Raw genomic sequence first — 12,481 nt, 5'->3', positions numbered from 1 at the left:
TGGGTGACGAGACTTCATCCCCAGCCGCGCGAGTTACCCCCAGGCGTAACCCACAGCCCCAGTGGATGAAAACACAGGGGCTGACCAGGGAAGACGCGGGTTATCCACACTATCCACCGCCCCTAGTGTGATGACTTCACTTATCTCTTAAGAAGAAACTCAAGACCCATAGAGGGGTTCTCCCGGATCTCAGGTGCGGGAGACGAGACACTCAAGATTCATCGACGAGCCAGGAGGCTGATCACCGTGATGTTCCGAATCGAGCGAGACGTCCTCGCTGAGGCGGTGGCATGGACGGCACGCAGTCTTCCCGCACGGCCGTCGGTCCCCGTCCTCGCCGGCATGCGCCTGGAGGTCACCGAGGAGCAGCGGCTCAAGCTGTCCGGCTTCGACTACGAGGTCTCCGCCGAGGTCACGCTGGAGCTGCACACCGGTGAGCCCGGCGTGGTCCTGGTCTCCGGCAAGCTGCTCGCCGAGATCACCCGCGCGCTTCCCGCACAGCCTGTGGACTTCGTCGTCGACGGCGCCAAGGCGGTCGTCACGTGCGGCAGCGCCCGCTTCACCCTGCTCACCATGCCTGTGGAGGACTACCCGTCGCTCCCGGCCATGCCGCCCGCCGCCGGCCGCGTCGGCAGCGACGTCTTCGCCTCCGCCGTCGGCCAGGTCGCCGTCGCCGCCGGCCGCGACGACACGCTGCCCATGCTCACCGGCGTACGGATGGAGATCGAGGGCGACACGGTCACCCTGGCCGCCACCGACCGCTACCGCCTGGCCGTGCGCGAGCTGAAGTGGCAGCCGGGCCAGCCCGACTTCTCGGCCATCGCGATGATCCCCGGCAAGACGCTCGCCGACACCGCCAAGGCGCTCGGCGGCACCGGGGCCGAGGTGGAGGTCGCGCTCAGCTCCGCCGGAGGCACCGGCGAAGGCATGATCGGCTTCTCCAGCGCAGGCCGCCGCACCACCACGCGCCTGCTCGACCCCGAGTTCCCCAAGTACCGCTCGCTGCTGCCCACCGAGTTCTCCGCGCGCGCCGACCTGTCCACAGGGCCGTTCGTCGAGGCGGTCAAGCGCGTGGCCCTGGTCGCCGAGCGCAACACCCCGGTGCGGCTGGCGTTCAGGAGCGGCGAGGTCGTGCTCGAAGCCGGCAGCGGCGACGAGGCCCAGGCCGTCGAGGCGCTGCCCGTCGACTACGACGGCGACGAGATGAACATCGCCTTCAACCACCAGTTCCTGCTGGAGGGGCTCGGCGCGATCGACTCCGACGTGGCGAGGCTGCAGATGACCACGTCCACCAAGCCCGCTATCCTCACCGGGGGCAAGCCTGTGGATGGTGACGGAGCCCCCGACTACCGTTACCTGATCATGCCCATCCGCCTGTCAGGCTGAAATCCACGTCGGGGATGATGGAAGCCTCACAAGGGGGTAGTAGGGCACCATGCAGATCGGCTTGGTTGGACTGGGCAAGATGGGCGGCAACATGGCCGAGCGGCTCCGCCGCGGCGGCCACGAGGTCGTCGGCTACGACCGCGATCCCGCGATCAGCGACGTGAGCAGCCTGAAGGAGCTGGTCGAACGGCTCCAGGCGCCGCGCGCGGTCTGGGTCATGGTGCCCGCGGGCAAGGCCACCCAGCAGACGGTCGACGACCTCGGCGACATGCTGTCCGAAGGCGACATCGTGATCGACGGCGGCAACTCCCACTATGTGGACGACCAGAAGCACGCCGCCGAGCTGGCCGCCAAGGGCATCGGCTTCATCGACTGCGGCGTGAGCGGCGGCGTCTGGGGCCTGCAGAACGGCTACGCCCTCATGTGCGGCGGCGAGCGGCGTGACGTCGACAAGCTGATGCCGATCTTCGAGACGCTCAAGCCCGAGGGCGAGGACGGCTTCGTGCACGCCGGCGACGTCGGTGCCGGGCACTTCGCGAAGATGGTCCACAACGGCATCGAGTACGGCATGATGCAGGCGTTCGCCGAGGGCTGGGAGCTTCTGGAGGCCTCCGACGTCGTCAAGGACGTCCGGGGCTCCTTCAGCAGCTGGCGCACCGGCACCGTGATCCGCTCCTGGCTGCTCGACCTGCTGGTGCGCGCCCTGGACGACGACGAGAAGCTGGAGCAGCTGCGCGGTTACGCCCAGGACTCCGGCGAGGGCCGGTGGACCGTCCAGGCAGCCGTGGACCACGCGGTCCCGCTGCCGGTGATCACCGCCGCCCTCTACGCCAGGTTCGCCTCCCGGCAGGACGACTCACCGGCGATGAAGGTCGTGGCGGCGCTGCGCAACCAGTTCGGCGGCCACGCGACCACGGCGGCCGAGGGCTCCGTGGCCAAGGGCGCCGACTCGCCCGGCGCCGACGTCACGCCGCCGCGCGAAGCGGAGTGACGCACCCCACCGAAGGTTTTCCACAGGCTGTGCGCCGGTGACCCCGGTGACGTGCGGGGCGCACTAACCTTCATGGGGTGCATGTCGCCCATCTCTCGCTGACCGACTTCCGGTCCTACGCGTCCGTGGAGCTCGGCCTGGAGCCGGGCGTCACGGCCTTGGTGGGGCCCAACGGCCAGGGCAAGACCAACCTGGTCGAGGCCCTCGGCTATGTCGCGACGCACTCCAGCCACCGGGTCGCCAACGACGGCCCGCTGGTGCGCCAGGGGGCGAGCCGGGCGATCGTGCGCTGCGCCGTCCACAGGGACGACCGGCGCGCCCTGGTCGAGCTGGAGATCAATCCCGGCCGGGCCAACCGCGCCAGGCTCAACCGCTCCCCCGTGTCCAGGCCGCGCGACGTCATCGGGCTGCTGCGCACGGTGCTGTTCGCGCCTGAAGACCTGGCGCTGGTCAAGGGCGACCCGTCGGAGCGGCGCCGGTTCCTCGACGACCTGCTGGTGTCCCGCACGCCGCGGTTCGCGGGCGTGCGGGCCGACTACGACCGCGTGCTCAAGCAGCGCGGCGCGTTGCTCCGTACGGCCTCACAGGCCCGCAGAGGGGCCAGGAGCGGCCGGCGGGCCGAGAGTGACACCGCGTTCGCCGCGGCGGGCGCCGGCGACGTCCTGAGCACCCTGGAGGTCTGGGACGCGCACCTCGCCCGGCACGGCGCCGAGCTGTTGCGCGCCCGGCTGGAGTTGATCGACGCGTTGCGCCCGCTGGTCGCCGGCGCCTACGCCGCGCTCGCCCCGACGAGCGCCCCCGCGACCCTCGCCTATCGCAGCACGTTGTCCACAGGTGGGGACGGAGCTGAGGACGAAGTCCCCGGTGAGCGGGGATCTTCCGATGCGCAGACGTTATCCACAGACTTGGGGAAAACCCTTGAAGAGCGGCTGCGCGAGCGGCTGCTGGAGGTCCGCCAGACGGAGATCGAACGCGGTGTCACGCTCATCGGGCCGCACCGCGACGACCTGATCCTGGGCCTCGGCGAGCTGCCCGCCCGCGGCTACGCCAGTCACGGCGAGTCGTGGTCGTTCGCGCTCGCGCTGCGGCTGGCCGCCTACGACCTGCTGCGCGCCGACGGCGGCGATCCGGTGCTGATCCTCGACGACGTCTTCGCCGAGCTCGACACGCAGCGCCGGCGCCGCCTGGCCGAGATCGTCGCCCCGGCCGAGCAGGTGCTCATCACCGCGGCTGTGGACGACGACGTGCCGGCCGAGCTGGCCGGTGCCCGATTCGACGTGGCCGAGGGGAGCGTACGACGTGTCCGATGACGACAATCCGACGGCCAGAGGCGCCGCGATGGCGCGGGAGAAGCTCGCCCAGGCCAAGGCCGACGCCGCCAGGCGGGGGCAGCTCCCCCGGCGCGAGCCGAGGCGCAAGGCGGCCGGCCCGCGCCGCGAGGGCGGTGACCCCCAGCTGTTCGGGAGGGCGATCCGCGACCTGCTGTCCGACCGGGGCTGGGAGCGGTCGGCGGCGGTCGGCGCGGTGTTCGGCCGGTGGATCGACATCGTCGGGCCCGACCTGGCCGCACACACCAAGCCCGAGTCGTTCGACGACGGCGAGGTGCTGGTGGTGGCCGATTCGACGGCATGGGCGACGCAGGTCAGGCTGCTCGCGCGCACCCTCGTACGCAGGCTCAACGAGGAGCTTGGCGACGGCACGGTGACGAAGGTCAAGGTCAGGGGCCCGCAGAACGCGCCGCGTCCGGCGGGGGGATTGCGGGTGACCGGAAGCAAGGGCCCCGGCGACACCTACGGTTAGGCGCGGCAGGCGATCAGAGAGCCGCAGAGACGTTGACCCCCCAACCCGGAGGGGGGATGCTTGAGCGGGGGCAAAACGAGCTAGAGAGCACCACAGGCGCGTTCGTTGCCACCTTCGCCCCTCGGAACCGGTAGAATGAAAGCGGATTCCGGACACGTCCGGTTGCGTGTCACCCCGGCAGCAAGCCGACTCCCCTGGGTGACCGCGCACGGGGCACTCACGACGGTGACGGGCACGGCAGGGGCAGCTTCGAGCAAACGCCTCCCCCGCCGCGTGTCCGCGGCAGGAGGATTTCGCAGTTGTCCTACGACGCTAGCTCAATCACCGTACTCGAGGGGCTTGAGGCCGTCCGCAAGCGCCCGGGTATGTATATCGGGTCGACCGGTGAACGCGGCCTGCACCACCTCGTCCAGGAGATCGTCGACAACGCGGTGGACGAGGCCCTCGCCGGCTACGCCGACCGCATCGACGTCACGCTGCTGGCAGACAACGGCGTCCGGGTGGTCGACAACGGCCGGGGCATCCCGACCGGCATCCACCCCGTCGAGAAGCGCTCGGCCGTCGAGGTCGTGCTCACCACGCTGCACGCGGGCGGCAAGTTCGACAGCCAGGCCTACGCCGTCTCCGGCGGTCTGCACGGCGTCGGCTCGGCCGTCGTCAACGCGCTGTCCACGGCCATGGAGGTCGAGGTCAAGCAGAACGGCCACTACTGGCGCCTGTTCCTCGACCACGCCAAGCCGAGGGCCCCGCTCGCCAAGGGCGAGGAGACCGACGAGACCGGCACCACCATCACGTTCTGGCCCGATCCCGAGGTCTTCGAGACGACGACCTGGAACTACGAGACACTCTCGCGCCGCTTCCAGGAGATGGCCTTCCTCAACAAGGGCCTGACGATCACGATCACGGACGAGCGGCCCGACCACATCAACGGCGACGTCCATCGCGACGAATACCACTACGAGGGCGGTCTGGCCGACTTCGTCCAGCACCTCAACAACAAGAAGGAGCCGGCGCACGCGTCGATCGTGGCCTTCGAGGAGGAGGGCGACGGCATCGCGGTGGAGATCGCGATGCAGTGGAACAACTCCTACTCGGAGTCCGTCTACACCTTCGCCAACACCATCAACACGGTCGAGGGCGGCACCCACGAGGAGGGCTTCCGCGCCGCGCTGACGTCCATCGTCAACCGCTACGCGCGCGAGCAGAAGTTCCTCAAGGAGGGCAAGGACGACAACCTCAGCGGCGAGGACGTCCGCGAGGGCCTGACCGCGATCATCTCGGTCAAGCTGTCCGACCCGCAGTTCGAGGGCCAGACCAAGACCAAGCTGGGCAACACCGAGGCCAAGTCGTTCGTGCAGAAGGCCTGCAACGACCACCTGCGCGACTGGTTCGAGCGCAACCCCGGCGAGGCCAAGGACATCATCAACAAGTCGCTGCAGGCCTCCCGCGCCCGCATGGCGGCCCGCCAGGCCCGCGACCTGACCCGGCGCAAGTCGCTGCTGGAGTCGGGCAGCGGCCTGCCCGGCAAGCTGGCCGACTGCCAGTGGAACGACCCGGAGAAGTGCGAGCTGTTCATCGTCGAGGGTGACTCGGCGGGCGGCTCGGCCAAGGGCGGACGCGACTCGCGTTTCCAGGCGATCCTGCCCATCCGCGGCAAGATCCTCAACGTCGAGAAGGCGCGGATCGACAAGGTCCTGAAGAACAACGAGGTCCAGGCCCTGATCACGGCGCTCGGCACCGGCGTGCACGACGAGTTCGACATCGCCAAGCTGCGCTACCACAAGGTCATCCTGATGGCCGACGCCGACGTCGACGGCCAGCACATCAACACGCTGCTGCTGACGCTGCTGTTCAGGTTCATGCGGCCGCTGATCGAGGCCGGGCACGTCTACCTGTCCTGCCCGCCGCTCTACAAGATCAAGTGGGACCGCAAGGGCGAGGACGCGTCCTACGCCTACTCCGACGCCGAGCGTGACGCCGTCATCCAGGCGGGCATCGCGGCGGGCAAGCCCGACCCCCGGCCGCGCGACAACGTCCAGCGCTTCAAGGGCCTCGGCGAGATGAACGCCGGCCAGCTCTGGGAGACCACCATGAACCCGGCGACGCGGCTGCTCCGCCTGGTCACGCTCGACGACGCGGCGCAGGCCGACGACCTGTTCAGCGTGCTCATGGGCGAGGACGTGGAGGCCAGGCGCGACTTCATCATCCGCAACGCGCGCGACGTCCGCTTCCTCGACGTCTGACACGGCCGGCCGTAATCACGAGAAAGACCACCACCTGTGACGGAAGTGAACACCACTCCCCCGGCTGACCGCATCGAGCCTGTGGACATCCAGTCCGAGATGCAGCGCAGCTACATGGACTACGCGATGTCCGTCATCGTGTCCAGGGCGCTGCCGGACGTGCGCGACGGGCTCAAACCGGTGCACCGCCGCGTGCTCTACGCCATGTACGACGGCGGCTACCGGCCGGACCGGGGCTACTTCAAGTGCGCCCGCGTCGTCGGTGACGTGATGGGCACCTACCACCCGCACGGCGACACCTCGATCTACGACGCGCTGGTCCGGCTGGCGCAGAGCTGGTCGCTGCGCTACCCGCTCGTCGACGGGCAGGGCAACTTCGGCTCGCCGGGCAACGACCCGGCGGCGGCGATGCGCTACACCGAGTGCAAGCTCGCGCCCATCGCCATGGAGATGCTGCGCGACATCGACAAGGACACCGTCGACTTCCGGCCCAACTACGACGGCAAGTCGCAGGAGCCGGACGTGCTGCCGGCCCGCTTCCCGCAGCTGCTCGTCAACGGGTCCGGCGGCATCGCGGTCGGCATGGCCACCAACATCCCCTCGCACAACCTGCGCGAGGTCGCCGCCGCGGTCAAGTGGTGCCTGGAGAACCCCGAGGCGAGTGACGAGGAGCTGCTGGAGGCGTCGATCCGGCTTGTCAAGGGGCCCGACTTCGCGACCAGGGCGCTGATCGTCGGCCGCCGGGGCATCGAGGACGCCTACCGCACCGGCCGCGGCTCCATCACCATGCGGGCCGTGGTCGAGGTCGAGGAGGACGGCAAGGGCCGCCAGGCGCTCGTCGTCACCGAACTCCCCTACCAGGTCAACCCGGACAACCTGGCTCTCAAGATCGCCGAGCTGGTCCGTGAGGGCAAGCTCACCGGCATCGCCGACGTGCGCGACGAGAGCTCCTCCCGGGTCGGCCAGCGCCTGGTGATCGTGCTCAAGCGTGACGCCGTCGCCAAGGTCGTGCTCAACAACCTCTACAAGCACACCCAGCTGCAGGACACCTTCGGGGCCAACATGCTGGCGCTGGTCGACGGCGTGCCTCGCACGCTGCGGCTCGACCAGTTCATCCGGCACTACGTGGCCCACCAGATCGAGGTCATCGTCCGCCGGACGCGCTATCTGCTGCGCAAGGCCGAGGAACGCGCCCACATCCTGCGCGCGCTGCTCAAGGCCCTCGACCGGCTCGACGAGGTCATCGCGCTGATCCGGGCCTCGGAGTCCGCCTCGCACGCGCAGCAGGGCCTGATGTCGCTGCTGGAGATCGACGAGATCCAGGCGCAGGCCATCCTCGACATGCAGCTGCGCAAGCTCGCCGCCCTGGAGCGCCAGGCGATCCAGGACGAGTTCGATCACCTCATGACGCAGATCGCCGAATACAACGCGATCCTGGCCAGCGAGGCCCGCCAGCGGGAGATCGTCAACGAGGAGCTGGGCGAGATCGCCGCCAAGTACGGCGACGAGCGGCGTACCGAGATCATCGCGCACGACGGTGACATGTCGATCGAGGACCTCATCGCCGAGGAAGAGATCGTCATCACCATCACGCGCGGCGGCTACGCCAAGCGCACCAAGACCGACCTCTACCGGGCGCAGAAGCGCGGCGGCAAGGGCGTGCGCGGCGCGCAACTGCGCCAGGACGACATCGTCGACCACTTCTTCGTCACCACGACCCACCACTGGCTGCTGGCCTTCACCAACAAGGGCCGCGTCTACCGGGTCAAGGCGTACGAGCTGCCCGACGCCGGGCGTGACGCGCGCGGCATGCACCTGGCCAACCTGCTGGCCATGCAGCCGGACGAGACGGTCATGGAGGTCCTCTACCTGCGTGACTACGACGTGGCGCCCTACCTGGTGCTCGCCACCCGCAGCGGTCTGGTCAAGAAGACCCGCCTGGCCGAGTACGACTCCCCCAGGACCGGCGGCCTCATCGCGATCAACCTGCGCGAGGATGACGAGGTGATCGGCGCGCGGCTCGTCTCGGAGGAGGACGACCTGCTGCTCGTCTCCAAGGGCGCCCAGTCCGTCCGCTTCACCGCCTCCGACGAGGCGCTGCGTCCCATGGGCCGCGCGACCAGCGGCGTCATCGGGATGCGGTTCCTGGAAGGGGACGAACTTCTCGCCATGAATCGGATCGGCGACGGTCAAGATGTGCTTATCGCCACCAAGGCTGGGTACGCGAAGCGCACACCAATCGAGCAGTATCCGGTGCAAGGACGTGGCGGCAAGGGCGTGCTGACTGCGAAGATCGTGAGTGCCCGTGGCAAGCTGGTCGGAGCCGTCATGGTGAACCCCGAGGATGAGGTCTTCGCGATCACATCCGCCGGCGGGGTGATCCGGACGAGTGCCGGAGAGATCAAGCAGTCCGGCCGCCAGACCATGGGAGTGCGATTGATGAACCTCGCCGAAGGCGACAGCGTGGTGGCCCTCGCCCGTAACGCCGAGTCCGTGGTTACTTCCATGGACGCTTCGGCGGAAACTGAGGCCGACGGGGGAGGAGAGTAAGTCATGAGCGCCCAGGGTGGCCCCGCCAGGACGAAGGCGTCCGGGGAGAACGGCCGGCAACAGCCCAAGAAGTCCTCGGATACCGAGATCTTCCAGCAGCAGGTTGACGAGGAGGAAGGCTCCACCAGACCCGCGACCCAGCCCCCGCCCAAGCCGGCCCCGAAGCCGGGGCCGCCGCCCCAGCCGCAGCCGTCCGGGCCGCCGGGAGGTCCGCCCGGAGGCCCGCCGGGCCGTCCGGAGGGCCCGCCCCCCGGTGGACGCCCGCCGACCGGCCCTCCGCAGGGCGGCGACGACACGGTACGGGTGCGCCCGTCCGCGCTGACCACCGAGGCGCCTCCGCAGATCGAGCTGCCCGGCAAGAAGAAGAAGTCGTCGGGCTCATCGGCCCGGCTGCCGCGCAAGGCCCACCTGGTGCTGCGCCGGATCGAGCCGTGGTCGGCCATGAAGTTCAGCTTCGTGGTGTCCCTGGTCTGCTTCGTGGTGCTGTTCGTCGCGGTGGCCGTGCTGTACGGGGTGCTGTCGGCCCTGGGCGTGTTCGACTCCCTGGTCGACCTGGTCAACCAGCTCGGGCAGGGCGAGCAGGGGCAGAGCGCGATCCCGATCGACATCGCGTCCTGGTTCGAGCCGGTGCGCATTCTCGGCTACACGGCTCTCATCGGGGCTGTGAACGTCGTCCTGATCACCGCCCTGGCCACGTTGGGGGCGGTGATCTACAACGTCGCCTCCGACCTCGTGGGCGGCGTGGAGGTCACCTTCAGCGAGGCCGAGTAGTCCTGCGAAGCCGCTCGCGCCGCGGGTGCGGCGCGAGCAGCTTCCGGGAGGCGGTAAGCTTTTCTCGTCCGAACAACCGGTTCGCCTCCATCCAGCGGATGCGATACGGTTCGGTGTGCGCGGGGCTATAGCTCAGACGGTTAGAGCGCTTCCCTGATAAGGAAGAGGTCCCAGGTTCAAGTCCTGGTAGCCCCACCCATTTGACCAGCAGATAAGAGTCGCTTTCGAACTAGGAAGCGGCTCTTTTTCGTTGTCTGGGAGAAATTTGGGAGATGACCCTGGTCGCGGTCCCTCTCTCGCCACTTCGCCAGCTCCCGATCGGGCAGCGGTATCGCGCTGTACGGGTAGACCTTGAAGCGCTCGGCCACCGCTGACTCCCACAAGGCCTGCATCAGCTCGACGAGCTCGACGCGCATGGCCTCGGTCGGGTGCCCGTACACCCCGGACATCGACCGGTCCTCGTGCCCCATCCGCTCGACCTTCAGGGCGCGGCCGATCCGGGCGTCGTTCATCCACGTCTGGTGCCCGTGCCGCAACCCTTGCGGCCTCAGCCCCGGCAGCAGCGGCAGCCATGTCACCAGGTGCGGCCGCGCCCCCGACAGCCCCCGAACCGAAGGACGAAGAGATGCCAGAAATCGTGTCGCTGGGACTGGAAGACGAGATCGCCGTCCCGTACATGCCGTGGTGGAACGTCGGATGGAAGGACACCGCCGACTGACATCCCGCTGGCGGCCAGTCCATCGCCCCGAACGTCGACGTGTGGGCCGACGTCGCCGCGCACGTCGCGCTGCGCGGCCTGACCCCCGGCGCGCCGGTGGAGATCGGCCTGACCCGCCACCTGGACGACGGCACGCTCGCCGACGTGGCGTGGCCGATCGACCGGCGCGCCCGCGTGACCATCCGGCACGTCTCGCCCGGGCCGGTGGTCCTGGAGCCGGCCAGCGCCTTCAAAGCGATCCTGCACCGCTACCCCTGATCCCCGGCGCCCCGGGCTCATCCGGGTGCCGGCGCTGCCTGTTCCCGTCCTCGGAGGAGGAGTTCATGCAACACGATGCCCCCTATCCAGCACAGCAAGCCCCCTATGGAAGCCAAGGTCAAATGGGCCTCCCTGGACGGCTTCCTCGAATCCGTCGGCCTGCTGGCCATCCTGCAGGCCGTCGATGCCGACCACAGCCTGATCGAGTTCTGGCCCGACTGGCTGGAGGCGGTCAGCATCCCGCTGCTGCCCACCGCGATCGCCGCGGTGGCCGGATGGAAGGCCCACCACACCCCGCGTCCGGACCCGCCCCCCTCGAAGCGGTAGACCTGACCTCGTCGTTGCTGTAGGCCCAGCGCGCAGGAGCCGAAAGGGGCCGGTAGCTCCCCCATTCAGGAGGGAGACACCGGCCCCTTTTCCGCGTTCCGTATCAGGTGGCAGGCTCGTCCAGGAGCTCGATCTCGATGGCCAGCACGCCGAGCGCCTCCTTCTCCGGGCCGTAGATGCGGCGGATGTTGGCGAGCTGCTGATCACGCGGGCTGGTCGGGTTGACCTTGGCGGGCCCCTCGGTGTCAAGCATCTCTTCGAAACTGCTGTAGCGGGCGACGCGCTTCACGCGGGTGAGGACGTCGTCGCGGCCGCACACGAACCGGATGTGGTCACCGGCCGAGAGGTTGCGCAGGTTGGGGTACTGCACCCGAACTTCGATCGTCTTGCTGCCGTCGGCCACCAGGTCGAAGTAGCGGCGGTAGAGGTGCATCTCGCGGGCGCGCGGCGCCGACGTCGTGTGAGGACGGGCGGTCATGAGGCGGTCCAGTTCCTGGGTGGTGTACGAGCGGTAGAAGTGCTTCGGATCGTCGAGCATGCGGCTGACCAGCCACACCAGGGCGTCGACATAGGAGTCGGTGTTACCGGGCCACTCGGTGACGTCGAGCATCCACGGGGGCGCCCCGGGCGGCGGCGGAACCTTCCCGTCCCGGATCAGCGACTTGGAGAGCTTGGCGCCGGTGTCGGTCAGGACCATCGGCGTGAAGACCCGGGGTGGCGGCGGCAGCCCGGGCAGCTGCGCGAAGGCCTCATCGACCAGTTGGCAGCCGTAGGCCCAGTCGCCGCCCTTGACCATCACCGACAGGGTGACGTGGTCACGGGCGGCCAGGCGCTCCTTGACCAGGTTCCGGTAGAGGGTGGCCAGGTCCAGGAAGGCACTGGTGTCGGCGGTGACGGTCACCTCATAGCCGCCGTGGTCGGTGCAGACCGCGGCGAAGTCGGCGCCGCCGGAGCCGGTGCGCAGCAGCCTGGTCCGCTCGGCTCGTTTCTCGGCCCACCCGCAGTGCGGGCACGGCAGTCGGATGTGGACCTGGCCGTGCGAGGGCGCGAGCGGCCAGCGGATCTGATCCAGCCGGCCGAGGGTGGCGAGAAACTCGTGCCGGAAGGCCGGGTCGGCCTGCTGCGCCGCGTAGGTCTCCATCTCGTAGTCGACGCCGGTGGCGTCCGCGAGGGAGTCGAACATCGCCCGGTAGTACTTGTCGATCAGGTCCTCGACGCCGTCGGCGCCGAGCGCGTGGAAGTAGGTGGTCTGGTAGGCGTGGTGGGTCTCGGGGTCGAGGCGGATGTCGTAGGGCGCGTTGTCCAGCGCGCCGAACCGCACCACGGTGTCGACGCCGAACGCGCGCTTGGTCGCCTTGGCGAGCAGGAACGCGGCCGTCTGGACGAGAGAGGTGCCGAGGTGAGGGGCTCCGTTGATCTGCGTGCCGACGCAGAACG

Annotated in this window: 11 protein-coding genes and 1 tRNA gene; 10 read left to right on the top strand and 2 right to left on the bottom strand. The window is 69.1% G+C overall.

Going from position 1 to position 12,481, the window contains the following annotated elements; translation table 11 throughout:
* Window positions 1-246 precede the first annotated feature (246 nt).
* From dnaN to ADY59_RS09250, 8 genes are all read left to right on the top strand, one after another.
* Entirely contained in the window at window positions 247-1,386 is a 1,140-nt protein-coding gene (gene dnaN, locus ADY59_RS09285; protein ID WP_049560212.1) for a DNA polymerase III subunit beta, read from the top strand.
* A gap of 49 nt (window positions 1,387-1,435) precedes the next feature.
* On the top strand, window positions 1,436-2,377 hold the full coding sequence (gnd, locus tag ADY59_RS09280) for a phosphogluconate dehydrogenase (NAD(+)-dependent, decarboxylating) (protein ID WP_049560209.1): 942 nt from the start codon (window positions 1,436-1,438) through the stop codon (window positions 2,375-2,377).
* 77 nt (window positions 2,378-2,454) lie between these two features.
* Window positions 2,455-3,687 (top strand): DNA replication/repair protein RecF, encoded by a 1,233-nt coding sequence (gene recF, locus ADY59_RS09275; protein WP_049560208.1) that lies wholly within the window; start codon window positions 2,455-2,457, stop codon window positions 3,685-3,687.
* On the top strand, window positions 3,677-4,177 hold the full coding sequence (locus ADY59_RS09270) for a DUF721 domain-containing protein (RefSeq protein WP_231618619.1): 501 nt from the start codon (window positions 3,677-3,679) through the stop codon (window positions 4,175-4,177). The genes recF and ADY59_RS09270 overlap by 11 nt, the downstream gene beginning before the upstream one ends.
* Before the next feature lie 320 nt (window positions 4,178-4,497).
* Window positions 4,498-6,420: a DNA topoisomerase (ATP-hydrolyzing) subunit B gene (gene gyrB, locus ADY59_RS09265; protein WP_442937694.1), complete on the top strand. Its 1,923-nt coding sequence runs from the start codon at window positions 4,498-4,500 to the stop codon at window positions 6,418-6,420.
* Between the two features lie 36 nt (window positions 6,421-6,456).
* The gene (gyrA, locus tag ADY59_RS09260) at window positions 6,457-8,970 is read left to right on the top strand and encodes a DNA gyrase subunit A (RefSeq protein ID WP_049560202.1); all 2,514 of its coding nucleotides are present in this window, start codon (window positions 6,457-6,459) and stop codon (window positions 8,968-8,970) included.
* Between the two features lie 3 nt (window positions 8,971-8,973).
* On the top strand, window positions 8,974-9,741 hold the full coding sequence (locus tag ADY59_RS48550) for a DUF3566 domain-containing protein (RefSeq protein WP_082309969.1): 768 nt from the start codon (window positions 8,974-8,976) through the stop codon (window positions 9,739-9,741).
* Between the two features lie 121 nt (window positions 9,742-9,862).
* A tRNA-Ile gene (locus ADY59_RS09250) sits at window positions 9,863-9,936 on the top strand.
* Here ADY59_RS09250 and ADY59_RS48545 read toward each other — a convergent pair.
* Window positions 9,918-10,253, bottom strand: a complete 336-nt coding sequence (locus tag ADY59_RS48545) for a hypothetical protein (RefSeq protein WP_156325394.1) — start codon at window positions 10,251-10,253, stop codon at window positions 9,918-9,920. The two genes, ADY59_RS09250 and ADY59_RS48545, sit on opposite strands and share 19 nt — an antisense overlap.
* Before the next feature lie 245 nt (window positions 10,254-10,498).
* On the opposite strand from ADY59_RS48545, the gene ADY59_RS09245 reads away from it, so the two are divergent.
* Window positions 10,499-10,717 (top strand): hypothetical protein, encoded by a 219-nt coding sequence (locus tag ADY59_RS09245; protein ID WP_049560200.1) that lies wholly within the window; start codon window positions 10,499-10,501, stop codon window positions 10,715-10,717.
* A gap of 105 nt (window positions 10,718-10,822) precedes the next feature.
* Window positions 10,823-11,044, top strand: coding sequence for a hypothetical protein (locus ADY59_RS09240; protein ID WP_197093511.1), 222 nt, complete (start codon window positions 10,823-10,825; stop codon window positions 11,042-11,044).
* Window positions 11,045-11,147: 103 nt separating this feature from the next.
* On the opposite strand, the gene ADY59_RS52400 is transcribed toward ADY59_RS09240, so the two are convergent.
* Window positions 11,148-12,368, bottom strand: coding sequence for an ASCH domain-containing protein (locus ADY59_RS52400; RefSeq protein WP_231618618.1), 1,221 nt, complete (start codon window positions 12,366-12,368; stop codon window positions 11,148-11,150).
* Between the last annotated feature and the right edge of the window lie 113 nt (window positions 12,369-12,481).

It is taken from the genome of Nonomuraea sp. SBT364, assembly GCF_001083785.1.
GTDB lineage: Bacteria > Actinomycetota > Actinomycetes > Streptosporangiales > Streptosporangiaceae > Nonomuraea.
Note: the sequence above shows the minus strand (reverse complement) of the source record. Positions and strands in the feature narration are given on the sequence as shown.